Raw genomic sequence first — 26,550 nt, forward strand, 5'->3', positions numbered from 1 at the left:
AAATTTAAATAATTCCTTCGCTTCTTATGCAACTCATTCCAGAGAAATTTCATAATTCAAGCAATGTAATACTTATTGTGGGATAATCATTATATATAATTTTATAAAATTTCACTAAATATATATTAATCTGTTAGCTAAAAAAGTTTGTAATCTTAATTATATATTCGTTTATATATATTCGTTTATATATATTTTTTATTAATAATTAATATTAAATAATTCTCTAAAATAGAGAATTGATACAAATCAATTCTCTTAAAATTCCTACTCTTATATTAAAAGTAAGTGTTACTATATAAATTATACCACTATATTGATTTTTTTCTATATTGGATATTCTATTGTTGGATGATAAAGATTGGCATATGGTGTTGGTGGAATAAAAATAGCTTTTTCCTCTCCTCTAGGCTGTAACTCTGCTATTTTAGTAACTGCTACATAGATATCTGATATTCTATACCAAGTTGGATAATCTACCACTCCTATTGGTGGTAAATAAAAAACATTTTGGAATGTTGTAACTGAATTTTTAGTACTTTCTCCATATATTCCATCTACTATAACCTTAGGAATAGCAGGGTAGTCTTGAGAAATTCTATTTAAGTAGGTCTGTATAGTTCTAACTGGCTCCCCTGATGAACCTAATTTCAAAACATAGCCTGGATAAGACATTGGTATTCCCCTAACCTGTTTTGCTGTTTGGAATTCCAAATTTGACCCATAAAAACTAGTTAGTATCTCATACGGAACTTTTCCTTCATCGCCTAAATACTTACTACCCCATTGAGTAAGCCACCCTGGACATTGAACTTTTGCTCCATCACAATATTGAGTAAGAAGTGGTTGTTTTCTCGTTGGCCTTTTGGCATATGTGGAGAATATACCATCCACTACTCTACTTATATTAGCATATATGTTTCGCCCATAAGTAAATGCATGGTCATAAGCAGTAGAATTAGTTATATCAAAATTCTTTCCCTTTCCCCTATACCATTCCGTATATATCCTATTTAAAGTAAATGATATTATACAATATATATTAGCTCTTATAGTTGTTTCTGGCCAAGTAGCAAAAATCTCACTAGAAGCTACATTTTTTACATAATCCTTATATCTAACGGTGTAATTAGGTGCTGATTGATCATCAGGGACTCCAGCATGAACTACTATAAATTCTGGAACCACAGGTTCCGGTAGCACTACTCCCCCTGTTGGTTTTGGTTCTTCCTTATTAGGATCCTCTGGTATTTTGGGAGGATAATTTCCAACTAAAGTATTAGGAGGTATATTAACCAATTCCTCACCTTGCCTATTTGGTGCTCTCTTTTCCATTTTACATTCTTGCACAGCTAAAGAGTCCGGATATATTTGACAATCCCTTACAAACAATGTTCTATACCCTGGAGCCTCTACCCTTATATCACAAAAACTATATGGCAATTCGTCTGAAGGCTTCATAGAAAACTCCAAGGAAGGGGCATTTAATCCTAGCTCATTTGTCAAGCCCGATGTGTCTGTGGTAGTAGTTTCTTCTAACTGTCTTGCACTATCTTCTGGGGTTTGCACTATAGTTACCTTAGCTCCTTCTATAGGTATATAGGTTTCGCCTTCAAAAACTTGTACTTGAATGGTACCTTCATTTGGCATATTCAATCTCCTTATATAATTACTCTAATAACAATAATATGGATTTCACATACAAAATGTTCTTACTCACTTTGAGCACTTATTATTTATATATTCAACTTTCGCAGTTATAAAATAAAAATATAAAATTTAAAATGAAGAATAAAGCTTTTTTAGAAATTAACTATAATTTGAAATTTACAGGTAAGTAATAGCTCTACAATTTCCTATTTTACATTCTAAATTTTAAATTAAAAACCCTATTAATCTAATGTAGAGCTTGAACTTTATGTGCGAAAGTTTAGTTATCTATTAATTCATATACATCCTTGGGTATATTTATATAAATATTGCCCTCTGCCTCATTAACTAACTTACTTTTATACATCTCATATTCAATTATGCCTCTATCAATATTCTTTTCTCTCTCAAAACCCCTCACAGACATAAAAACTTTATCTAAATCCAATTGACCATATCCCCATTCTCTATTAGGATAAACATCTCCTGTTCTCTGCCTAGCTCCCCTTATAAGATAAGTTTTTAATTTAGTAGAGTACATTGTAACATCATTTCCTTTAACTATACCCCATTCTAAAAGCAAAGCTGAAGCTCCTGCAGTTACTGCTGCTGCCACACTACTTCCGCTTACTGTAGTTACCCCTCCTCCCACAGCAGTAGTTATTGCATTCACCCCGCCTGCTGCTATATCTGGTTTAACTCTTAAATCTCTAGTATAACCTTTACCAGAAGCTGCCACTACCGTATTATTATTTTGATTATAATAAGCACAGGATATAATTCTATTAGAAGTAGATGGTACAGTAAGAGTTACATATTGAGATGGGGCTAAAAATCTAGTTCCATTTTTAAGAAGTTCTCTTTGAGGTAGCCATATATCATATCTTCCACTTACTATATAATCTCCTATTAATTTAAATCTCCATATTCCACTGGTTATATTTTGAATGTTAACTCTGATGAGTTCATCTCCAGTTATTTCTTCTGGAATAAAATATTTTACTAATATAGTACTGCCTTCATAAACTAATTTTATTTCTTCCTGTTCCTGAATCTTAGCTGGTATCTTATCTACTACTTCCCCTGAAGGTGATATTATTCCTATAGACACTTTATCCGGTTTTTTGCACCAAATTTCAAAGCTTAACTCTCTCTCCATTTCATCTACCTTTATCTCAACAATTCTTTCTTCATCTTGTTTAAGTACTCCATCTGTATGAATATCCTGATCCCCTTGGTTTCCGCATCCAGTAACCACCACTATACCTCTTATCTTACTTATTTCATCAATATATCTTTCCACTATAGAACTTCCATCATGAGCTCCTTCATTAGTTCCTAAAGGTATATATATTACTGTAGGTATATTCAATTTCCTAGCTAAATTATACAGATGCTTTATTGCTAATATTATATTTATACTAGAGTATACTGGTATACCTTTTCCCTCAATAGCATTCTCAGGCAATATTATTCTATCTGGTTTTAACTTAACTACTGCAAACTGACAATCTGGTGCTGCTCCCACTAACTGAGGATTTATACCTCTCCCCCCTATTATTCCTGCCATATTAGTCCCATGTCCTATTTCATCTTTACTGTTCACAATAGCATAGGGATCCTCTCCCTTAGATTTAGCTGCTATAGCATTATTTATTTCTTCACTAACATATTCCCTACCAAAGCCGAAATCTTTTGGAAAGCTATCTCCTGGCAACGTTTGATCCCATATGTCTATTATCCTAGTGGTATCATTCTCATACATGAACTCTTTATTTAAATAGTCAATTCCCGTGTCTACTATACCTACTAGCACTCCCTGCCCTCTTAAATTTAAGAATGAACTAGTATGAAACTTTAATATATTAGCAGAGTCTAAAGGCGATACTTGATTTAGAATGTAATGAGTTAAATCCTCTACATAAATTATTTCTTTAGTTTTACTAAAAAAATCTTCTGCTTTGTCTTCATCAATATATACTACTGCATATCTCTCATCTAAAATAAGTGGATATGCGAAGTCTATATTTTTAAATGCTGCCATTATGTCTCCGTCGTACTCCACTATATATTCTTTCTTATTTACCTGTTGTCTAACAACACCAATACCTTTCGCCAAATCCACTCCCCCTTTTACACACAACTTTCCATAACCCCAAGTAGGGCCTGGATATTCAACATCATTTTTATCTCTTATAGCTCCCTTAAGTAAAAAATACTTTAGCCTATCCCCATACATATAAACATCATTACCCTGAATAATTCCCCACTGCATTAAAAGTGCCGCTGCCCCTACCACATGTGGTGCTGCCATAGAAGTACCTGACAAGCTATCAAACTCCCCCATAGGAATAGAAGATAATATGCCTTCACCAGGTGCAGCTAAATCCGGCTTATCTCCACCAATTTCCCCTCTTCCTGAAAAGCTTGATATACTATTTAATCTATAATTATAACTTCCCACAGATATTACCCCCTGTACCGTAGCAGGAATTCCTAATGTGTTAAATGGATTTGGTTTTAAAAATTTTGTATTAGGATTTAATCCTTCAGAAATGGGCATCCATATATCATACTTACCTCTAGTTTTACTTAAAGAATTTATGGTTATTTGCCACACTCCACCAAGTATAAACTCTTTTTGGCTAGACAGAGTTATTACTATTTCCCCATTTATGTCGAAGGGCTTAGGTCCACTATTATATATAAAATATCTATCGTCACCTATTGCTCCTTCGTAGTATCCTTCCTTTATAAACAAATTTTGTGATACTACTCCAGCAGGACTTTTTATTTCTACACTTATATCATCGAGAAAATCCTTATAAAATTGCAATACAATAACTCTCTCATCTTCTGCTATGTTTATGGATATATTTTGAGAAGCTTCTAAAACTCCTCCTACATGATGCGCTCTATCTCCCTCATTTCCAGAAGCCACAACAAAACTAATTCTTTCAAGATTACAAATGGTGTCAATATACTGCTCTAGCAAACTGCTCCCATTGTGTGCCCCATCATTAGTACTAAAACTCAAATTAATGGCTAATGTTTTTTTTATCTCATAACTTTTATCTAATAAAAATTTTATTCCTCTCATTAACTGAGTACTTCTGGCATAGTTCACTTTTCCCTCTGGTGTCATTTTCACCATGGCTATAGAAGATTCATACGCCACGCCATAGTACTTTCTATCTATATTACCACCAGCACAAGCAATACCTGCTACATGAGTCCCATGACCTGATAAATCTCTCTCATTTACTATTTCATACGGGTTAGGAGATTTCAAAGCCTGATTTATTTCATTTTTACTCCATATCTTTCCTCCTTCAGATAAATCACATATATAATCTATACGCGTATTTCCATCTGCATCTTTAAAAGCCGGATGAGTAAAATCTATACCCGAATCTATAAATCCAACAAGTACGCCTTTTCCCGTAAGTCCATATAAATTCCATACATCTGGAACACAGGAAGCTCTATTGCTCTCTAAATCTGAAGTATATAATATCTTAGGAAGCTCTATGTATTGAATTTCTTCAATACCACCTATCTGTTCTAACTTATCACTATTTATGGTTATTATTCCAAAACCATATCCTAAATTCTCAAATTTTCCTCCAATACTTTCTATTTTTTCTTTAACTATAATTCCTTTCTCTCCAAACAAAATTACCAACTCTAAAAAGCCCTTAAGTATATCATCATTTTTAGAAAGCTGGGCTATTCTCTCTTTTACATCAAGTGGTACATTATTTAATAAATTTAAAATCCCGCTGGTTTTTCCCGTAAATACTCACCTCTAAATATTACTTAAGGTACATGAAAAGAAATAACAAATCAAAGATGTTAGTATGTTTTGTGTCAGACAAGGAAGCAGGTTTCGCCTTTGCTAGAACTATCGGCGGGTTCTATTGACGCAGTATGATGCAAAATAGACTAGCATACTGACTTATTATTTATTTGAATGTGCCTAACATTATATTCTATGAAAACTTACCCTAATGAGTTACTTATTACTAAAGAAATAAATTTGGAGGGCGGAAAGTTTATCAGGGGGCTAGTGGGCTAGTGGCTAGGATATGAAAAGTTTTAAGATGGAAAACAAAGAGGCTGTCGCATTAAGAATGATTTCTACAACATATTATGTTAACTTTAAACTTGCAAAACAATATGTTGTATATAAATTTCTTAATGTGACAACCTCTTTCAAGGGCTTTATTTAAGCCTTTTCTTCTTTATCAGTGATATACCAAGTATTATTTACTTTTTTAACAATATATTTTACCGAAGCATCCCAAGAACCACCTACTTCTTTATTATTAGCATCATTTATGGAAACGGAATATGTTATATAAAAATATGTTTTGGTAAACATTGTTTTTTTAGAAACTATCTTTAATTCAAACTTATTTATTTTATATGGTTTTGTAAATGTTGAATTACCTTTATACGTTGTGAAAACATTGATTTTTTCAAATAACTCTTTTGACATATGCTTAGATATTTCTTCTGTATAACCATTTTCAGTTACATACGCTTGTTTTATGAAATTATAAAATTCTTGTTCACTTACTAATTTAGAATTCGCATTTTTAACAAAAAAAACAATTATCAATGCTAATATGCACAGTATAATGGAACTTAACAAAAATTTTCTTTTCATAATACTCCCCTCCTTCTAATTAATGCCAAAATCATGAAAACTAGGATTTCTCCCTTTAGCCCATCTATGTGCATAAGCTACAGCATTACTTGCATTATACCCAGAATACGCTGCTCTAATTACCATATCTGAATTTTTTTCATAATTTGCTTTTTCTTTATTTTGTTTTTGAATGTATTTATCAATATTTTTAGATATATCTTTTATAGAAGTTATTTTATTATTAATAATATCATTATACTCATTATTATCTATATTTAATTCATCAAAATTTCTTATTTTTTTAGCAGAATTATTATTCATGTCTTGCAAATCTAATAAATCTAATTTTTTAGTTACATACCATTTGTTGGAGCTTTCTTCTATTTCAAATATATGTTCTTCATTTGAAGAAGATGATTTAACATCAGAATTCACCAAATTAAAATCTATATTGTAGCTAACATATACATAGTACTTCTATTATCACTTTGTATTATTTTTTCTATATTTATATTACTAAAATAATCTACTATCTTTAAATTTACTGCTTTAAACCATTCAACTTTAAACTTATTAGTTTGGTCAATTAATTCAAGTAACTTATCATCATTTATTATGTTTTTACAACTTTTAAACTCCCAAGTTTTCATTACCTCATATTCACTATCTAAGATAGTTTTTATACTTTGCTTAATATTTTTTAAATCATTATTGGATAATTCTAAGTTAATATCACTACCCTTAGATGTGTTTTTTGCATATGCTATATTACTAAAAATCGTAATAAACATACTGATGATTAACAAACTACTCATAAAGATTTTTAAGTTCTTTTTAATATTAAACATAAAATGCCCCATTAGTGAAATAGCATTATTATACAATAATAACATTATTTTCATAAATTGCAATGATATTATAAATTTTTTTCTTTGTTTTTTATTTATCCCATCAAAGTAATTGTGTTTCCTGTTGTAATCATAGGCCCTTTTAATACGTTCTATATTTCTACTGGAATTTTTATAAATTGCTATAGTGAATCCCCTGATGTTACTTTATATCCTTGAAATATTTTTTAAACTTCCCTAGTACCACTTTCCATATCAAATGTTTCCTTTGGAATTTCTTCAGCTTCTGCTACTGTAGCTGATACTTAATTAATTGCTTTAACTCTATTGCTATAAATGTAAAATCTTAGACTAATCACCTTTCTTCCAGTTTTAATTACTCAAATTCAAAACATATATCGCTTAATTTTTTAAGTTCCTTGAGTTTGAGGTATTTTTTCTTTTAAAATGGAAAACAAAGACTCCAATTTACACTTAGTGTAAATCGGAGTCTTTGTTTTAGCTCACTCTCAATCTTTTATTGCCCATAGTAAATCTAACTGCAACTCTACTATATAGCTAAACTTTATATAAGCCAAATAAATTAAAGATTTTCCATAGCGAAGCGGAGAAAAATAATCCTTTACTAGTCCACTGAAAATTATGACAAAGTCATAATTTTCTTATAGTATTATTTCTACTTTATCTATTTTAACTAATGGTTTAATATTTTTAATTTCTGCTGTTTCTGTAATCACATTTCCTCTGTTACTTATTAAGAGAACCTTATTGTTGTCTAGCTTTTTAATTTGTCTTACAACTCTTTCACCCTTATGTTCTAATAAACAAACAGAGTTATTTTCAACTTCGTTTATAGTATGCCCAAAAGCTATATCCCCTTTTGCTATTCTGAAACCTATCATATCATCATCTTGTATAGCTAAAAATAAAACCTTGTCTTGACTGTGTCCCTCTATTTTGTTTGATATTAAAGGAAGTGTTTTCTTGCCTAAGACCTTATTTAAGCTGTAATCATATACTGGTATAGCCTTTAATATTGATGAAAAAGCTTCTCCCCAAACAGCTGAAACTTCTTTTTCCTTAGTTATACCTAATTTTCTATTTACAACCTTTATTTCATCATTTTCCTCTTCTTTAAAGTTCATAGTTAAATCGTTTAAATCTTCTCCTAATACCTTTGAAGCCTTTTCAATAAGATTCTCATTCATAACCTTTCTTCCCAATTCCACTTCGGTTATAAACTTCTCAGCAACTCCTAGTTTTTTAGCTAATTGCTTTGCACTTATTCCTTTTTCATTTCGTATTTTTTGTATTTTTTCCCCTATTCTACTCATTTTTATACCTCGTTTCTTTATGCCCTTTTGTTAGAGTTCTTTCTATACCATTCTCTTTCTCTTAAAAGCTCTATTAAAAGCTCTTTAAATGTCCATTCTTTTGATGTTTTAGTAACCACCGCGAGAATACACCCTAAGTTTTCATTAGCTCTAATTCTAGATATTAATTTTTCTAGCTTATGGTCCTCTATATTATTAAATAATATTGCCTTTTCTTCTGGCATTTCCTTATCATATACTTCTATCATTAATCCACTTACTATATCTTTCACTTTCATATTTGCCATGGTATTTTTTATTATTTTAAAATTTAGAGATTCTTCCCTGCATAAAGAATTTAAAACTTGGTTTTCTTCATCACTGAACCCATAGGCTAACATAGAAGAGTTGTTGTCCAAAGTTATCCCCTCTCTCTCATAAGTTCTTTATTATGATAATTAGCTATCGGATAATTTTTAAAGTATCCTCTACTACATTTTTTCTGGCTCGTTATATTCTAACCCAAAAGTTTCTACAGTAACTTCTTTCATTATTTGAGGTTCCATTGGATTATCTCTGTGATCTCTTTCTGTAGCTGCTATCTTTTGCGCTACCTCCATGCCTTCTGTAACCTTTCCAAAACCAGCATATTGTCCATCTAAATGCGGAGCCTCTCCCACCATTATAAAAAATTGACTGCCAGCGGAATTAGGTGCCATAGTTCTAGCCATAGATAAAACACCTTCAGTATGCTTTAAATCATTTTTAAATCCGTTAGATTTAAATTCTCCCTTTATAGAATATCCAGGTCCGCCTACTCCTGTACCATGAGGACATCCTGCTTGAATGACAAAACTCGGTATAACCCTATGGAAGCATATACCATCATAGAATTTTTTATTTATCAAGCTTATGAAATTATTTACAGTATTAGGTGCTACCTCTGGGTACAATTCGGCCTTTATAATATCACCATTTTCCATTTTAATAGTAACTATTGGATTTGCCATGTTTATCTCTCCTTTAACATACATTGTATTTTTAAATAATTATATCACATTTTATAGTATTATCCATTTATTTAATACTTTAGTCTTTACTCTATATTTTCTTCTCTCCAAAGTATTTTTATATTTATTTTATCAATAGGCTTGTCAACTTTAATATTCAAAAACCCTTCTGGAAGTAAAATTATACACTTATTTCTTAATAACTCCATTCTCTTTTCTTCATTATTATCTATACTAACTAAGTGTATATATTCTCCCTCTTCTATTGTATCATTAAAAAAGAGAAACTCTTGGTTTTCTTCCCCAAAACAATTTTTTCTACCTCTACTGCCTATCCCTAAATAAAGTTTATTAATTTCTGATTTAATAAATATATTTTTAATTATATATATGCTATTGCTATTTTGGGGATTTGCAATTGTTATATTGTCAAATTCGTGTTCCTTTTTTATCTCTTTATCCATTGTCTTTAGTTCATGATTTTTTAAATACTCATCATCATCTTTATCCAATATAAATCCTTTCATATCATCACCCTCACCATTGTATTTTCATAAGAATACTAAATATTTTCTTTCATATTAATACGCCGTTTATCCTACATATAAAGGAATATGATTAACCCACAATAAGGTATAATTCAGGTAATGTAATGCTTTTTGTGGGATAATTGTAATATTATTTTATTCCCATAAAATTATAAGGTGCTTACAATAGCTAATATAAATTCGTGAACCACTACCAAAATAAGCAACGGTGGCTTCGTAGGAGGTTTGATATTTAAAATTCTACCCTGACAAGCAATTACCTCAACTGGACTTTCACCTGTAAGTATGCACAAAAAACAAAAAGAGCAATTAAAGTAATTGCTCCTCTAAGATTAACATATAAAGTAAGGGTGTAATATTATGAGTATTAACTTTATTAAATTTTGTTTTCAGAATTTTCTTCATTTCATCTTGCATGTATACTATATCAAATCACATATTATTTGTCAATGTTTTCACAAAGTTTTTTTAAGTGCTAAACTTCTGCAAAGTTTTTTACTCATATATTCATAAGTTTATAACTCAAGTTAATAATGTCTTCCCTATCTAGAGAGCTATATATATCTATATTTCCCGGAACCTTTTTATTATTAAGTAAATTCGCTTTCTCCAATTGCCTTTTTAGCTGCATAGAAGTCCCCGTACTTCCATCAATAATAGGTACATCTTCACCAACTATTTGTGAAAGTTTATTCTTTATAAATGGATAATGGGTACATCCTAAAACTATAGATGATATTTGTTCATCAGTGAATTTATTAAGCTTTTCTCTTAGATATTCTTCTAATTCTAAACTATCTATATCTCCATTTTCTATGAACTCCATTAATCCTGGACAAGGTAATGGGACTATAGAGCGATCTTTTTTATATTTTGCCATTAAACTTTTAAACTTTTTTTCCGAAAGGGTTACAGTAGTTGCCATTATTATAATTCTCCCTTTTCTATTAAGTTCTACAGCAGGTTTTAAAGCCGGCTCTATCCCTATAATAGGCATGGAATACCTTTTCCTAAGTTCATCCACTGAAGCGCTAGTTGCTGTATTGCATGCTATAACTATAGCCTTTACTTCTTTAGCTAAAAGAAATTTCACCACATTACTTGTAAGTTTTCTTATTTCCTTTACACTCCTAGTGCCATAGGGTGCATTTTTTGTATCTCCATAATATATAAAATCCTCATAGGGCAATAATTTAATAGCTTCTTTTAAAACACTTATTCCACCTAAACCAGAATCAAATATACCTATAGGTTTATTTTTTTCCTCCATTTGCACTGCACCACCTTGTGTTAAATAAATATAACTCCCTTTAGATACATGAAAAGAAATAACAAGTTAAAGATGTTAATATATTTTGTGTCAGACAAGGAAGCAGGTTCCGTTGCTAGTTATACTATCGTCATGTTCTACTGACGCAGCATGACGCAAAATAGGTTAGCATACTGACTTATTATTTATTTGAATGTGCCTTACTTAAACATTTTAACAAACTCTTCTCCATAAATACAAATAAATTATAGAAAAAATTTTAAAATTTAATGCTTTTTTTCACCATAGGTAGATTATTTTAAATATTTATGTGAAATTAGCCTTTAAAGGTATTTCATTTTTCTTGACATTAAAACACCTTTAATGTAGAATTTTTGGCATATTATTTTTTCATGGAGGGATAATTATGAATGATTTATTGTATACAATTTCAAAAGAAGACCATTCTCCTGAATCTCTAAAAGAAATACTCTCTTCTAATCCTCAAGTAAAGTTCGTTTCTTTTGTAGGTATTGATTTGGCGGGAAATGACACAGATGAAAAAATTCCAATATCTTTGTTTTTAAAAGATATTGAGGGATTTTTAAAAGGTGCTATCCAAACTGACGGTTCTTCAGTAGCATTGCCAGGTGTCGCTACTATAAATAATGCAAAAATAGATATGATTGCAGATACAAACTGTACTTGGTTTGTGGACTACAACCCTGAACATTTAGACCCTAAAAGTGATCGTCCTATTGGAACACTTAGGATACCTTGTTTTTTATATCATGATAACAAAGCTGTAGATTCTCGCTCCATTCTAAAAAATGCTATCCAATTTTTTAAAACTTCCCTTTTAAATATGTTTAAAGAAAATCCTAAATTTTTAATTCCTTATAATATAAAATTTGAAGACATTGAAGATCTTTCAGTTACTTCAGCTACAGAGTTAGAATTTTGGGTACAAACTCCTAACGATGAAGCCCATGTAGAAGAACTATCCACATCACAAGTACTTCAAGAGCAATATTGGACTAAAACTAAAGGTTCTGTAAGAACTTCATTAGAGCAGTGCTTAATGCTTATGGAGGATTACGGTTTTGAACCTGAAATGGGCCATAAAGAGGTAGGCGGAGTAAAAGCTAAAATGGGTGAATCCGGAAACTTTACACACATAATGGAACAACTGGAAATAGACTGGAAGTATTCTGATGCCATTCAAACCTCAGACAATGAAATCATTGTTAAAAATATAGTAAGAGAGACTTTTAGATTAAATGGACTTGATGTTACTTTTTTAGCCAAACCTATCGATTCAGTAGCTGGAAGTGGAAAACATACTCATATAAGTATAACTTTAAAATGTAAATCTGGAAAAACTATAAATTTATTTACTGCAACTAGAGATCACTTTTTAAGTACTATAGGATATGCTTCTATAATGGGAATTTTAAAAAATTATGAAGTAATAAGCCCTTTTGTTTCTCCTACATATAACTCTCTTAAGAGATTAAAACCAGGTTTTGAAGCTCCTGTTTGTATAGTTACTTCTTTAGGTCATAAAGTAGAAGTACCGTCTAGAAATAGAACAATACTATTAGCACTTATTAGAGATCTGAATAATCCTTTTTCCACTAGATTTGAATTAAGATCACCTAATCCGCATACCAATACTTATTTATGTATAGCTTCTATGTGTATGGCTATGCTAGATGGCATAAATTACGCATTTAAAAAAGATAAAACTGAAGATGACCTATTAAAGGAGTTATCTAAGAATTATGGTGAAGAAGCAGACTATTTAGAAAAATATAGAATGTATAGAAGTGAAGATGATGTGTTCCACAAGTATTCAGACGAAGATAGAAATAAATTTTTTGGAAAAGCTCCTGAAACTGTATATGAAAATCTTACGTTCCTAGATAATTGTAACAATAAAGTATTTGTGTTAAAGGAAGGAAATGTATTTACTAATACATTAATAAACGGATTTAAAGCTACTTCAACTAAAAGATGGTTAATGGAAATAAATCATAGAATCATAAATAACTATATGAGAGAAGTTAGAGGCTATAAAAAATTGCATTTAGATGATTTAGCTCTAGATTTAGACCTTTCATATTGGATAAGAATAAATGATTTAAGAAAATATATAATGAAAGATACTTACGACAGAAAGAGCCTATTTACTCAAATAAAAGAAGCTACTACTAAAGAAGATTTAGCTCTTATTTCTAAACTTCAATTAGAACTAGATAATAAAATGCAGGAGCTTAGAAAATTATATTGTACATATGAAAAGAATTTATTAGACATTTAAATTCAAATATAAAAAACCCAGTTCTAAATATTTAGGATTGGGTTTTTTCTTTTTTGTCTATAAATAAAACCACCTGCTATGCAGGTGTGTTCAGAAAAGCTTAAGCGTTGAAAAAAAATACCTCACTTTGATAAAATAGAAATGGTTTCGTCAGCCAATCTAAAATCAAAGGAGGTATTGCCCAAAATGGACAATAATAGTTTAGCACATACTAAGTGGAGATGTAAATATCATATAGTATTTGCACCTAAATATAGAAGGAAAGAAATATATGGAGAAAAGAAAAAAGAAATAGGAAAAATATTGAGAACGTTATGTGAATGGAAAGGAGTAGAAATAATAGAAGCCAATGCATGTAAGGATCATATACATATGCTTGTATCAATACCCCCAAAAATGAGTGTATCAGGATTTGTAGGGTTTTTAAAAGGAAAAAGTAGTTTAATGATATTTGAGAAATTTGCAAATTTAAAATATAGGTATGGAAACAGACATTTTTGGTGTAGAGGTTATTATGTGGATACAGTAGGAAAAAATAAAAAGGCGATAGAAGAGTATATAAAAAATCAACAAAATGAAGATATGATCGCCGATCAAATAAGTATTAAAGAATATATGGACCCTTTTAAGGGTGGCAAGTAACAGTTAAATTGCGGCTGGCGATACTTTTACACGTGCCTTAAGGCACAATGCTGGTAAAATGCCCTTATAGGGCTTAAGAAAAACCACCAGCTAAGCTGGTGGATATTTATTTTCAGAAATCTTATTGCTTCCTAGCTCGACTTTGGCACATAAATTTCAAGCTCTATTATATGAATAAAGGAAATATAAATATAGTTTTTAATTTAAATTTTAGAATGTACCTTACTCATATACAATAGGTTTAGACTTTTAGTATATGGTTAGAATAACAGATGTATTTTGTATAAGTAATGCATATTGACAAATACTGTTCAAAAATATAAAATGTAAATGCAAATGATTAGCATTTAGGAGGCGATTGTATGAATAAAAAATTATTATCCCTTTGTGTCTTGGGAATTTTTATATTATCATTTACTGGTTGTTCCAAAAAGAATTCATCCAAAAATATAAATTTAAATAATAATAAATTAACTGTGGCTGTTTCCATAGTTCCTGAAGAAACCTTTGTAAAAGCTGTAGCTGGAGATTTAGTAAATGTGGTAACTTTAATCCCCCCTGGGAAAAGTCCTGAAAACAGCGAGCCTAGCACTGAAACCTTAGAAGCTTTTAGCAACGCTAAAACTTATTTTACCATAGGGGTTCCTAGCGAAACTGCCAGCATACTTCCAAAGGCTAAATCCATAAATAAGGATTTAAAAATAGTACCACTTTTTGATGTGGTGGCTAAAACCTACCCTCCAAAAAAGTTTGGAGAAGAAGGTTATGATCCACACATATGGTTATCTCCTAAGAGAGTAAAAGTTATGATATCTACAATCAGTTCTGAACTCTCTTCTCTAGACCCTAAAAACAAAACTCTATACGAAACCAATGCAAAGAAATACATGGATGAATTAGCGAATTTAGATAAAGACATTAAAGATACTTTTAAAAATAATAAAAATAAAACATTCATTGTATATCATCCTGCTTTTGGTTATTTTGCAGAAGACTATAATTTAAATATGACTGCTCTTGAAAAGGAAGGCAAAGAAGCTTCTCCTAAGGATATGCAAAATTTAATTGACCTAGCTAAAAAAGAAAGTATAAATACTATTTTTTATGAAGAAGAAGTAGATAGTAAACAATCCAAAGCTTTCGCAGAATCTATAAACGGTAAAGCTGAAAAATTATCTCCTTTATCTGCCGATTATGCAAACAATATAAAAGATATGGCTAAAAAAATAGCTAATTCAATGAAATAGAAAGGGCTATAACATGGAAAATATAATAGAAATAGAGGACTTAACTGTTTACTACGATAGTCTTTGTGCTTTAGACCATATAAATTTAAATATCAAAAGGGGAGATTTTATAGGTATTTTAGGACCTAATGGTGGTGGAAAAAGCACACTTTTAAAAAGTATTTTAGGACTTATTAAACCATCTGAAGGCTCTATTAAAATACTAAAAAATTCAATTAACAAAACTTCCTGTTCTATTGGATATGTTCCACAGTTTTCGAAGTTTGATAAAAAATTTCCCATAAATGTAATGGACGTAGTTTTATCTGGAGCTTTAAATAGAAAAAAAAAGTTTTTTCTCAAATATTCTTCAAAAGATAGAGAGGAAACCATGAAAATTTTAAAATTTTTAAAGATAGATGAATTTAAGGATAGGCAAATAGGGATGCTTTCTGGTGGACAATTACAAAGAGTTTTAATTGCTAGAGCTCTTATAAGTAATCCTGAAATTTTGCTTATGGATGAGCCCACTGCTAGCTTAGATGCTAGTTCTAAAGCACAAATATATTCTTTACTTAAAGATTTAAACAAAGATAGAACAATTCTAATAGTTAGTCATGATTTAGAATTTATTTCTTCCTATGTAGATTCAGTGGCATGCTTAAACAAAACGCTTTACTTTAAAGATAAAACTCCTAAATATGAAAAACTCGTGGAAAAAATTTATGGAAATGCTTAATCAAAAGGGGTGGTTTGGTGATTAACGCACTATTCAAATATACATTTTTGCAACATGCCTTTATAGCTGCTATTTTAGCTAGTATAGCCTGTGGCATAATTGGAACTATAATTGTGGAAAAAAAATTAGTAATGATGAGTGGCGGTATAGCTCATACAGCTTTTGGTGGAGTTGGCCTTGGATACTTTCTTAAAATAGAACCACTAATTGGAGCACTTGTATTTTCAGTTATCTCCTCCTTAGGTATAACCTCTATAAAGAGAAAAACCTCCACTAATTCAGATACTATAATAGGGATGTTTTGGTCTATGGGTATGGCTTTAGGAATCCTATTTATATCCTTTATGCCATCGTATCCTCCAGATATGTCTTCTTACCTATTTGGAGATATATTGACGGTATCATCTTTTGATCTTAAACTAATGTTTATTATAGATTTAATAATATTATTTATAATCACTTCCTTTTTCAACTTATTTAAAGCTTATTTGTTTGATGAAGAATATTGTTCAACATTAAGAGTTAATACTGTTTTTTTAGAATATATATTATTCATTTTAATAGCTTGTACTATAGTTGTTTTAATACGAGTGGTTGGAATTATACTTGTAATAGCTCTTTTAACTGTACCTCCAGCTATAGCTAAGGAGTTCTCCCTTAACTTAAAAAACATAATGATTTCTTCTATTTTCATAGGCATGTTTTTATGTATTTTAGGTCTTGGCATTTCATATGAATTTCACATTCCTTCTGGAGCATCAATTATAATGCTTACAGTATGTACTTATTTATTGATACTGCTTATTAAATCATTACGCAAAAAAATAATAAAATAGTGGGCAGGAAAAGCTTCGCTTTTCCTGCCCACTAAAACTTATAAATAAAAATTTTCCGCAGCATGGCGAAGGAAAATTATCCTTCCCTAGCACACTAGCACTCTGGCACACTAGCAAACTAATTTTTTGGCTCCTAGCACTCTAATCTCTTGCTTCCTGTGTACACTAGCACTCTAATCTCTTGCTTCCTGTGTACACTAGCACTCTAACCCCTTACCAATCCCTCGTCTCTAAAGTTTTCTAGCACCTAATGCTGCACCTATGGCCCCAGCATATTTTGCTAAGGGATGTGTTTCTACTTTTTTCTGTAACTTCTCTGAAAGCTTATCTATGAAATCCTCATTTCCACTAAGTCCTCCAGTAAAGAAGTAATTTTCTGAAGAAGAATGTTTATAGCACAATGACTTTACTTTACTTACTATGGAATCCACTATAGCATAAGCTATATCTTCTCTTTTCTTTCCCTTAGCTACTAAGCTTATAACTTCTGATTCTGCAAAGACAGTACACATAGAACTTATAGTTACTCCACTTCCTTCTTTAGAAAGCTTACATAGAGTTTCTAAGTCTACTCCTAATTTATTAGCCATTATCTCCAAAAATCTTCCTGTACCTGCAGAACATTTATCATTCATTAAAAAATCCGTAACCATTCCATTTTCAACAGTTATTACTTTCGTATCCTGCCCACCTACATCTATTACTGTACAATCATTCTTATATAAATAGTGAGCACCTTTTCCATGACAGGTTATTTCCGTAATAGTTTTATGGGCATAAGGCACTGAAATTCTTCCATATCCAGTGGCAACTATTTTAGAATTTTCCTTATTTATCCCCTGTTGCTCTAATCTATTCTTTATGTCTTCAGAGGTTTCTACGCTGTTCCACCCTGCTGGCACAGAAAATTTAATTTTCAGTCCATCGTCCTCAAAAGCTACTACCTTTGTAGCTGTGGAACCCATATCTATTCCTACATAGTACATGTTTCATCATCCTTTAAGCATAAAAATTAGTGTATTTCTTCTTTAAAGTATAAAACCCCATTACATCTATACTATTTTTTTCTACTATTCCTTTTATTTTTTCTTCATCTTCTTTTTTATAAACTACAGATATACCGCAGCAAGTAGATAACTCTCTAGGTGTTGGTGAAATCACATATTTTATATTATTTTCTCTTAAAAGTTCTTCTAATTTCATACCTTCAGTATGATTTTTAAAAAGTATATAATGATTCTCTTTTTCCATTAAAATCACCTTAAATCATTTCTAAGAATGCTTCTACCCTTGTCTTAATTTGTCCTGAATCCTCTGTAGAATAATCTGTTTCTATATGCATAACTGGTATATTTTTTTCTTTTAGCATATCTCTAATGCTCTTGTCTTCCACAGCATATGTATGACAGAAGGATAAATTGTAGTCAATAACTCCATCTACATCATATTCTTTTGAATATCTTAATATATCATCTATTCTTCCACTATTTGGTGTGAAACAAGCACAATTGATATTTAGATATCTTCTAGCTAAATTATCTATTAGATCATCTAAAGTTTCTCCATCTTCACAAACTTCATTTTCAAAATATCTTGTACCAGTACAAGTTTCTTCTACTACTATTTCAGCACCTAAAGTTTCTATTATGCTGTGTATTTTCCAATTTGGAAGAGCCATAGGAGTTCCTGTTATCATAAGTCTCTTCTTTTCCTTAGCTTGTCCGTTCTTTATTCTATCTTCTAACTCATCACATAACTTGTTTACATTGTCTACAAATCTGTTTACATCATCATAAAAAGCAATTTGAGATATTAAAAGACAATCAAGTCCGCTTATTGGAGATGGTTTATGTTTTCTTAAGTCATATAATCTCTTTAGAGCTCTTCTCTTTTTATTAGCTAATTTTATAGCTTCTTTTAAATTCTCTACAGTAACTTTATTTCCAGTTAGCTCTTCCATTTTATCTATAAATATTCTTATTTCGTCTTTCCACATATTGTAATCTTTTTCTCGCTTCATTTGTGGTAAGTCCATTACATGCACAGGAGTGTATTCATTCAATAATTCCCAAGCTTTCTTCTTTCCATCACATGTAGTTTCTCCAACTAACATATCACAGGATTGAAAATATGGACATGTAGCCCCAACTTTTGCTCCTGTAAAGGCTTTAATTAAAGGACATAGGTTTTTAGGAAGTACCTTTTCTCCATCCTCTATCCAAAATTGAGATCCTGCACAAAGTCCTACTCCTAAAGCACCCGTAGCCAATATTACTTCATCTGGTACAAAAACACAAAATGTTCCTATAACCTTCCCGCCTTTTTTCTTGTGATCCTCTAATTCCTGAATTCTAGCGCCATGAACCTCTGAAACAACATAATTAAAATAGTTCATTCCTTCTGGTCTATCCTCTTGTTGTAAATAAACTGACCCATATAATTCTGGTAAAACCTCACACAATTGATCATGCTTTTCTAAATCAATATTTAACTTTTTCCACATTTCCTTATAGTCTGCCATAAAATTCAACTCCTTTACTCATCATTCACCTAAATAGTAACACAAACTATTCCCATATAGATTTTGATTTTTCAATAGAACTTTAGACAACTATTGATTTTGTAAATATCAGTTAAAATCCGATAAATATAAAAACTTCATTCCTGCAAAAGCAAGAACGAAGTTTTTAAGTTATAACTTTATTAAATTATTTTCATGCACATATTTTAGAACTCTGCACTACCTGGAGTTCTTGGGAATGGTATAACATCTCTTATATTGCTCATACCTGTTAGATACATTATCATTCTCTCAAATCCTAAACCAAAGCCAGCGTGCTTAGTTTCTCCATATTTTCTAAGCTCTAAATACCACCAGTAATCTTCCTTCTCTAGTCCAAGCTCTGCAATTCTAGCCTCTAAAACATCAAGCCTTTCTTCTCTTTGGCTTGCTCCTATTATTTCCCCCACACCTGGTACTAGAAGATCTGTAGCTGCAACAGTTTTGTTGTCATCATTAATTCTCATGTAGAATGCCTTTATATCCTTTGGATAGTCAGTTACAAATACTGGCTTATTGTATATTTTCTCTGTTATATATCTCTCATGCTCTGTTTGAAGATCACATCCCCATTCTACTGGATACTTAAACTCTACATCTGCTTTTTTCAATAATTCTACAGCTTCAGTATAAGATATTCTTGCAAAATCAGAATTTAAAACATTGTTTAATCTATCCTTTAGTCCTTTATCTATAAAGCTATTGAAGAATTCTATTTCCTCTGGAGCATTTTCCATTACATACTTTATTATATATTTAACCATTTCTTCAGCTAAATCCATGTCATCTTCAAGATCTGCAAAAGCTATTTCTGGCTCTATCATCCAAAATTCTGAAGCGTGTCTTCCAGTGTTTGAATTTTCAGCTCTAAATGTTGGGCCAAAAGTATATATATTTCTAAATGCTAAAGCATATATCTCTCCCTCTAACTGACCACTTACAGTAAGGTTAGCAGATTTTCCAAAGAAATCCTGTGAATAATCTACCTTACCTTTTTCATCCTTTGGAAGATTCTCCATGTCTAAAGTAGTAACTCTAAACATTTCTCCTGCTCCTTCGCAATCACTACCAGTTATTATTGGAGTGTGTACATATACAAAACCTTGCTCCTGGAAAAACTTATGAACAGCATAGGCCGCTATAGAACGTACTCTAAATACTGCTGAAAAAGCGTTACTTCTTGGTCTTAAGTGAGCTATACTTCTCAAGTATTCAAAAGTATGTCTTTTCTTTTGTAGAGGATAATCCGTTGAAGAGTTTCCTATTTTAATTACCTTAGAAGCTTTTATTTCAAAAGGCTGCTTTGCTCCTGGTGTTTCAACTACTGTTCCCATTACTTCTATAGAAGCGCTTATAGGTAATTTACCTAATTCATTAAAGTTTTCTAATGCTTCATCAAACACTATTTGTACATTCTTAAAAAAGCTTCCATCATTAACTTCTATAAACCCAAAAGCTTTCGATGCTCTTACTGTTCTCACCCAACCTGATAATTTTACTTCTTTACCGATATACTGCTGTGTTTCTCTGTAAAGACTCTTAATTAGTGTGTCTTTCATTTCATTTCCTCCTTTTCAAATCTTGTGTATAATCAATACACTTATTAATTTTATATTTCAGTTATTGTGCAATAAAAATAACGTCAAAAAAGCCTTTCATCCCATATTGGGACGAAAGGCTATATTTCGCGGTACCACCCAGTTTGCCTAAAAAGGCCACCTCAATAAAGTACGAAAGCAACTAATGCTTCTTATACTCTCCCATTATAAGGGTTGGGCTCCCTCTAAGTCTACTTTCCTTTAGATTTCGGTTAGAAACTCCAAGATGTTCTTCAATATAAGAGATTTATCGGTCTTACACCTTCACCGACTCGCTTTAAAACCTTTCTTATACCTACTCTTCTCTTCACAGTCTTATTACTATAAATTTACTTATAGCATATTCAAAAACATATAATTTGTTTCTTACTATTTATATATTTGCCTATTGATTTACAATTATACTTTTTTTACTTATAAAAGTCAATACGCTCATAATAAAATTCTAGTTAATTTATAATGTAATTATCCCATAAAGTATATTAAATTACTTTAATTATAAAACTTTATAACTCCACCACATTATACCCTTTTGTAGTGGAGTTATACTATAAATATGATTAACCCACAATAAGGTAGAATGTAATGGAATTATGAAATTTCTCCTCCATGAGTTGCATAAGAGCTTGGAACAATAAATTTAATTTAAGAAATTCTAATCTTTTAGCCATATAAAATTATCTAACGCTCACATTCAGCGTCCTGCCTCAGGTTCGCTAGCCTGGCGTCCTTGCCAGGCTTACGATAATTTTATCTGTCTAAAAGAAGAATTTCTAAAATTAAATTTAAATAGTTCCTTCGCTTCTTATGCAACTCATTCCAGAGAAATTTCATAATTCAAGCAATGTAATACTTATTGTGGGTTAATCATAAATATATAATTAATGATAGTTTTACAATTTATGGTTTTACATGTTATAATGTTAATTGTATCATAAATGCATATGGTAAATTGGATGTAAATCCATAATACGGGGGGTATTATATATGGACACACTTTCTAGAATAATTAAGGAACAAAGGGAATTCTTTAATTTAGGGATTACTAAAAATATAGATTTTAGAATAAATGCCTTAGAACATTTAAAAAACTCTATAGAAAATAATGAGACACTTATATTAGATGCTTTAAAAAAAGATTTAAATAAAAATGAAATAGAATCATACATGACAGAAATAGGTATATCTTTAGCAGAAATAACCTATATGATAAAAAGCATAAGGAGCTTTTCTAGGGCTAAAAGGGTGCGAACTCCTCTAGCCTATGTGGGAAGTAGAAGTTATATTGTCCCTGAACCCTTAGGATTAACTCTAGTTATTTCCCCTTGGAATTATCCTTTCCAATTAGCTATAAATCCCCTTATAGGGAGCATAGCTGCAGGAAACTGCTGTATTGTAAAAACCTCCAGCATGTCTCCTAATACTTCTAATACCATAAAAAAAATAGTAAGTGAAGCTTTTGAAGATAGACATGTTTATGTGGTGGAAAATTCAAAAGGCATGTCCTCTAGAGTTCTAGAGGAAAAATTTGACTATATTTTCTTTACCGGTTCACCTAATATAGGACGAGTTGTAATGGAGGCTGCATCGAAAAATTTAACTCCTGTTACCCTAGAGCTAGGTGGTAAAAGTCCTTGTATAATTCATAATGATGCAGATATAAAAAATGCTGCTAAAGGCATATGCTTTGGTAAATTCTCTAATGCTGGACAAACCTGTGTATCACCAGACTATGTGTTAGTACAAGAGGATATTAAAAATGTTCTAATAGAGGAAATTAAAAATACACTGGTTCAGTTTTATGGTCAAGATGCTAAAAGCAGTCCTAACTTTGGAAGAATAATAAATGATAAACACTTCAATAGATTGAAAAATTTAATTAGTGGACAAGATGTAGTAGTAGGTGGTTATGTAGACGAAAAGGAAAGATTTATATCTCCTACTGTTTTGAATAACGTATCCTTAGATGCTCCTGTAATGGATGAGGAAATCTTTGGTCCTATATTACCTATAATAGAATATGAAACTCTAAAGGATGCCATAAATATCATAAATGATAAGCCCAAACCATTAGCCCTATATATCTTCTCATCTTCTAAAGAAGTACAAGACGAAATAGTAAAAAGCACCTCTTCTGGTGGCGTGTGTATAAACGATACTTTAATCCATATGACCACTAATTATTTACCTTTTGGAGGTGTTGGTGAAAGTGGCATGGGTAGTTATCACGGAAGGGCTTCTTTTGATACCTTCTCTCATAATAAGAGCGTTTTAAAAAGCAGCGTATCCATTGATACAAAAGTATATCCACCTTACAACATAACCTTGGATAAAATAAAAAAACTTTTGAAGTTTTTATAATAAAACTATTTCTAGAGTCTAATGCTAATGGCAAGATAATAATGCCCAATCTTTAATTGAAACATATTAAAGGATTGGGCATTATTATCTCTTCATAAAATATTCCTATACTATAGTATCTCTATTTCGGTTCTCTCCACTATAGCGTCCGTATTACCTTCTATAAAACCTAAAACATTCTGAACCATGCTATTAGCATGTCTAGTATCGTTACTTACACAAGCAATGCCTAATACTATTGATTTATGGTAATCTTGATTTTCAACCTCCGCAATGGAAACATTATATTTATTGTGAACTTTTGCAATTAAACTCTTAACTATCATTCTCTTCTCCTTTAAGGAATGAACCCAATTAGCATATAAATATATTTTAGCTGTTCCTATAATCATAATTTTACGCTACTTCTTGTAGCAGTCCCTCCCTTCTGCTATGCCTTGCATACCTGTTTAATTTTTGTTGTAATTTTAAATATTTTTTATACTTCTGATTAACCCAGAAAAAGGTACAGTGCGATGGAATTATGAAATTTCTCCTCCATGACTTGCATAACAGCTCGGAACAATAAATTTAAACAGTTCCTTCGCTTCTTATGAAAGTCATTCCAGAGAAATTTCATAATTCAATTAATGTAATGATTTTTGTGGAATAATCATACTTCTTAATATAAAATATTTTTCATTTATTATAATTATAACCGTTTAATATTAAAATAACCTAAAAGAACACCTAAAGCATACCAATAAACACCCTCTTTTCTACTTGACAGAGAGCTGTTCACGACTTGCTCTAGGTGTCTTTTAAATTTTATAATTTACACAAAATATATCTTAAAACATAAAAAACTATAAATATTTTTTAAACTGGTGCAAATTTATTATACTCACTAATTTTCCACTGTTCACCTAACATTTCAAGCAATATACTACCTTTTACCTGCAAATTTTCAACAGTATTCTTATCTATATATTTCTTAGAATACTTCATTGTATAAGAAAATTTTATACACTCTTCATTATTTACTTCAACTTTATCTTTTTTATCTATTTGTATCTTATCAACCTCAATATAATATTTGCCTTTATAAGCTTTATCGATTCTACCTACAGCTTCCCTCATTTTCATAAAATCCCCATATGCTTCTTCACTTAAATAGGGTTTAAATTTTTCATTCTCATCCTGGTAAATTTTTTTTACTTTTTCATAATCTAAACCAATATCTTTTTCTGATTTTTGAACATCTAATTTATCCCCACTTAATATTATTTCTTTATACTTTTCATAATCAGTTTCACTAACTGTATAGTACTTTTGTAAAAATTCTTTTGTTAATTTAGCTTCCTTTGAACTAGAGCAACCAGCGGCTAGAAACATTATGATAACCACAACACAAATTAAAAATATTTTTTTCAACATAGATACCCCCTATTTACTGCAAACTTTTTAAATCTTATTGATATCTATTATGGAAAAAAGCTCCATCCATCTGGTATCCATGGAAGATAATAATAACTTTTTAAATTAATAACACTATAACTATCTACATAATCATATTCAAAATTAGTTGAATAATTACCTACATATGCCCCAGTATTCCAAGTAGTTCTCCCATCACAAACAAAAACTTCACCACAACTACACTGATAAAGAGTCCATGGTCCTAAATATTTATCATTATAAAATGCTTGAACTACTGCTTTAGCATGAGCCTCGTGTGTACCATATTCAGGACAAATTGCTATTACACACTCCTCTGGTAAATTTGAGATTGTAATAGCTTTAACTGTACCAGATAAACATAAAAAACATAAACTAAATACAATTACTTTTTTTATAAAATTTTTCAAATCCAACCCCCCTAATATATTTCCCAACATATATTATCAATATTATACCATTCATACATAATACTTCAATATAATTCCCAAAACATTCTTATTATTCAGTAAATTATGAAATCTCCTATTAAATTCTCTCAAAATACAAGTTCTCTTATCAAATGCCTTTTATACAAAAAAGCATAAAATCCCTTGTGGGTTAAGGGATTTTATGTTAGGTAGTTTTATATTATTTTAGGGTAGTTTTATATGAATGTGGGATAAATTTGTTTGTTATCTTAAAATATATATAAAAAACAGGGAGTAGTTATAATAGTATACCTATTGCTAACTACTCCCTGTCCTTTTATCTGAAAGTTTCCTCAAACATATTCTAGTTTAAGTTGCTTCGTTGATGTCCCACTTAAGGGCTCTCTCCAGGGTTGTGTCAGATCATTGTATCAAACCTGAAAGCTTCAATATAAATCTATAGCATAATCTATATCTTTCTTCTACGGTTATCCTTATAAAGGATATCTCCAACGACCTTCATCCACCGATATTTAATTTTCTTTAACTTACAATTATATTTTAAGACCTATCTATTAAATAGTCAATAGTTTTTTTCTATTTTCTTTATTATTTTTTCTAATAGTTATTTGTTTAACTATTACCTTATAAATACTTATCTTTATGACAACATTATACTTATTTTTATGACAACATCTTTTCCTTGAATAATTAAATTCATTAGAGTATACTTAAGAATGATTATTAATTCATAACATTTTAATTAGATTCATAATCTCTAATGGGACAGGAGGATATTTTATGGAAAACAAAGATTGGGAACAAATGGAGTTTGATAGAATTTTTGATTCTGTATACCAAAATTTAAAGGATCATAGAAGATTAGTTCCTGAGTATTCAATAAAAGATTTAGAAAGTTTTTTAGAAACTTTATATATAAGTGATGGAAACGACTGGGATGGCAGAGGTTCTGTTTCAAGTATAAAAAGTAATGCTACCATTGCCGCCTGCGAAACCTTTCTTGCTGAATGGAGAGAAGTTGAAAAAAATAATTAGCGTCTAATAATTAAGGAGTACCGACGGTACTCCTTAATTATTTATTTAGTATTTTACCATATGCTATATATTTTCAATTGTGCATGGTAG

General features: G+C 30.7%; 25 protein-coding genes, 1 riboswitch and 1 other annotated feature. Of the genes, 8 read left to right on the forward strand and 17 right to left on the reverse strand.

Annotated features, from left to right (window positions below):
- Positions 1-327: 327 nt before the first annotated feature.
- Together CC89_RS12985 and CC89_RS12990 are read right to left on the reverse strand one after the other, a co-directional pair.
- On the reverse strand, positions 328-1,650 hold the full coding sequence (locus CC89_RS12985) for a peptidoglycan-binding domain-containing protein (RefSeq protein ID WP_035292775.1): 1,323 nt from the start codon (positions 1,648-1,650) through the stop codon (positions 328-330).
- Between the two features lie 280 nt (positions 1,651-1,930).
- A complete protein-coding gene (locus CC89_RS12990) occupies positions 1,931-5,428 on the reverse strand; it encodes a S8 family peptidase (protein WP_286161370.1) in 3,498 nt (1,165 codons plus the stop codon).
- Positions 5,429-5,738: 310 nt separating this feature from the next.
- Between CC89_RS12990 and CC89_RS20600 the strand changes: the two genes are divergently transcribed.
- Positions 5,739-5,882 carry a hypothetical protein gene (locus tag CC89_RS20600; protein WP_185750758.1) on the forward strand — a complete coding sequence of 48 codons (144 nt, stop codon included), beginning with the start codon at positions 5,739-5,741 and terminating at the stop codon, positions 5,880-5,882.
- On the opposite strand, the gene CC89_RS12995 is transcribed toward CC89_RS20600, so the two are convergent.
- The 8 genes from CC89_RS12995 to murI all read right to left on the reverse strand — a co-directional run bounded on the left by CC89_RS12995 (position 5,879) and on the right by murI (position 11,293).
- Positions 5,879-6,322: a hypothetical protein gene (locus tag CC89_RS12995; protein ID WP_051931763.1), complete on the reverse strand. Its 444-nt coding sequence runs from the start codon at positions 6,320-6,322 to the stop codon at positions 5,879-5,881. The genes CC89_RS20600 and CC89_RS12995 overlap by 4 nt on opposite strands.
- A gap of 15 nt (positions 6,323-6,337) precedes the next feature.
- Entirely contained in the window at positions 6,338-6,742 is a 405-nt protein-coding gene (locus CC89_RS13000) for a hypothetical protein (RefSeq protein ID WP_207641509.1), read from the reverse strand.
- An 8-nt stretch (positions 6,743-6,750) separates the two neighbouring features.
- Entirely contained in the window at positions 6,751-7,152 is a 402-nt protein-coding gene (locus CC89_RS13005) for a hypothetical protein (RefSeq protein ID WP_035292781.1), read from the reverse strand.
- A 662-nt stretch (positions 7,153-7,814) separates the two neighbouring features.
- The gene (locus tag CC89_RS13010) at positions 7,815-8,486 is read right to left on the reverse strand and encodes a helix-turn-helix domain-containing protein (protein ID WP_035292784.1); all 672 of its coding nucleotides are present in this window, start codon (positions 8,484-8,486) and stop codon (positions 7,815-7,817) included.
- A gap of 17 nt (positions 8,487-8,503) precedes the next feature.
- The gene (locus CC89_RS13015; RefSeq protein ID WP_035292787.1) at positions 8,504-8,884 is read right to left on the reverse strand and encodes a DUF3783 domain-containing protein; all 381 of its coding nucleotides are present in this window, start codon (positions 8,882-8,884) and stop codon (positions 8,504-8,506) included.
- Positions 8,885-8,956: 72 nt separating this feature from the next.
- Entirely contained in the window at positions 8,957-9,475 is a 519-nt protein-coding gene (locus CC89_RS13020; protein WP_035292790.1) for a peptidylprolyl isomerase, read from the reverse strand.
- Positions 9,476-9,561: 86 nt separating this feature from the next.
- Positions 9,562-10,002, reverse strand: coding sequence for a hypothetical protein (locus CC89_RS13025; protein ID WP_035292792.1), 441 nt, complete (start codon positions 10,000-10,002; stop codon positions 9,562-9,564).
- Between the two features lie 520 nt (positions 10,003-10,522).
- Positions 10,523-11,293, reverse strand: a complete 771-nt coding sequence (gene murI / locus CC89_RS13030; RefSeq protein ID WP_035292794.1) for a glutamate racemase — start codon at positions 11,291-11,293, stop codon at positions 10,523-10,525.
- Between the two features lie 406 nt (positions 11,294-11,699).
- Between murI and CC89_RS13035 the strand changes: the two genes are divergently transcribed.
- The 5 genes from CC89_RS13035 to CC89_RS13055 all read left to right on the forward strand — a co-directional run bounded on the left by CC89_RS13035 (position 11,700) and on the right by CC89_RS13055 (position 17,038).
- Positions 11,700-13,595 (forward strand): type I glutamate--ammonia ligase, encoded by a 1,896-nt coding sequence (locus CC89_RS13035; RefSeq protein ID WP_081897053.1) that lies wholly within the window; start codon positions 11,700-11,702, stop codon positions 13,593-13,595.
- 186 nt (positions 13,596-13,781) lie between these two features.
- Positions 13,782-14,237: an IS200/IS605 family transposase gene (tnpA, locus tag CC89_RS13040; protein ID WP_035292798.1), complete on the forward strand. Its 456-nt coding sequence runs from the start codon at positions 13,782-13,784 to the stop codon at positions 14,235-14,237.
- Between the two features lie 362 nt (positions 14,238-14,599).
- Entirely contained in the window at positions 14,600-15,484 is an 885-nt protein-coding gene (locus CC89_RS13045) for a metal ABC transporter solute-binding protein, Zn/Mn family (RefSeq protein WP_035292800.1), read from the forward strand.
- A 13-nt stretch (positions 15,485-15,497) separates the two neighbouring features.
- Complete coding sequence (locus CC89_RS13050) at positions 15,498-16,202, forward strand: metal ABC transporter ATP-binding protein (RefSeq protein WP_051931765.1); 705 nt, start codon at positions 15,498-15,500, stop codon at positions 16,200-16,202.
- Between the two features lie 17 nt (positions 16,203-16,219).
- On the forward strand, positions 16,220-17,038 hold the full coding sequence (locus CC89_RS13055; RefSeq protein WP_035292802.1) for a metal ABC transporter permease: 819 nt from the start codon (positions 16,220-16,222) through the stop codon (positions 17,036-17,038).
- A 230-nt stretch (positions 17,039-17,268) separates the two neighbouring features.
- Here the strand turns inward: CC89_RS13055 and CC89_RS13060 are convergent, their stop codons facing one another.
- The 4 genes from CC89_RS13060 to asnS all read right to left on the reverse strand — a co-directional run bounded on the left by CC89_RS13060 (position 17,269) and on the right by asnS (position 21,157).
- Positions 17,269-18,024, reverse strand: coding sequence for an acyl-CoA dehydratase activase (locus tag CC89_RS13060; RefSeq protein ID WP_035292803.1), 756 nt, complete (start codon positions 18,022-18,024; stop codon positions 17,269-17,271).
- A 13-nt stretch (positions 18,025-18,037) separates the two neighbouring features.
- Positions 18,038-18,289, reverse strand: coding sequence for a putative Se/S carrier protein (locus CC89_RS13065; RefSeq protein ID WP_035292805.1), 252 nt, complete (start codon positions 18,287-18,289; stop codon positions 18,038-18,040).
- 10 nt (positions 18,290-18,299) lie between these two features.
- Positions 18,300-19,559 (reverse strand): double-cubane-cluster-containing anaerobic reductase, encoded by a 1,260-nt coding sequence (locus CC89_RS13070; RefSeq protein WP_035292807.1) that lies wholly within the window; start codon positions 19,557-19,559, stop codon positions 18,300-18,302.
- Between the two features lie 206 nt (positions 19,560-19,765).
- Positions 19,766-21,157: an asparagine--tRNA ligase gene (asnS, locus tag CC89_RS13075; RefSeq protein WP_035292809.1), complete on the reverse strand. Its 1,392-nt coding sequence runs from the start codon at positions 21,155-21,157 to the stop codon at positions 19,766-19,768.
- A 104-nt stretch (positions 21,158-21,261) separates the two neighbouring features.
- Positions 21,262-21,516, reverse strand: a binding site (T-box leader).
- Between the two features lie 667 nt (positions 21,517-22,183).
- On the opposite strand from asnS, the gene CC89_RS13080 reads away from it, so the two are divergent.
- Complete coding sequence (locus CC89_RS13080; RefSeq protein WP_035292811.1) at positions 22,184-23,557, forward strand: aldehyde dehydrogenase; 1,374 nt, start codon at positions 22,184-22,186, stop codon at positions 23,555-23,557.
- Positions 23,558-23,667: 110 nt separating this feature from the next.
- Here CC89_RS13080 and CC89_RS13085 read toward each other — a convergent pair whose 3' ends face one another.
- From CC89_RS13085 to CC89_RS13095, 3 genes are all read right to left on the reverse strand, one after another.
- Entirely contained in the window at positions 23,668-23,949 is a 282-nt protein-coding gene (locus CC89_RS13085; RefSeq protein ID WP_035292813.1) for a DUF503 domain-containing protein, read from the reverse strand.
- A gap of 466 nt (positions 23,950-24,415) precedes the next feature.
- The gene (locus CC89_RS13090) at positions 24,416-24,973 is read right to left on the reverse strand and encodes a hypothetical protein (protein WP_035292815.1); all 558 of its coding nucleotides are present in this window, start codon (positions 24,971-24,973) and stop codon (positions 24,416-24,418) included.
- A gap of 47 nt (positions 24,974-25,020) precedes the next feature.
- The gene (locus tag CC89_RS13095; RefSeq protein ID WP_035292817.1) at positions 25,021-25,404 is read right to left on the reverse strand and encodes a hypothetical protein; all 384 of its coding nucleotides are present in this window, start codon (positions 25,402-25,404) and stop codon (positions 25,021-25,023) included.
- Between the two features lie 319 nt (positions 25,405-25,723).
- Positions 25,724-25,825: riboswitch (glycine riboswitch) on the reverse strand.
- A gap of 380 nt (positions 25,826-26,205) precedes the next feature.
- Between CC89_RS13095 and CC89_RS13100 the strand changes: the two genes are divergently transcribed.
- Positions 26,206-26,460, forward strand: a complete 255-nt coding sequence (locus CC89_RS13100) for a hypothetical protein (protein ID WP_035292819.1) — start codon at positions 26,206-26,208, stop codon at positions 26,458-26,460.
- Positions 26,461-26,550 lie beyond the last annotated feature (90 nt).

Origin of the sequence: Clostridium sp. KNHs214 (assembly GCF_000744935.1) — a bacterium.
Taxonomy (GTDB): Bacteria; Bacillota; Clostridia; order Clostridiales; family Clostridiaceae; genus Haloimpatiens.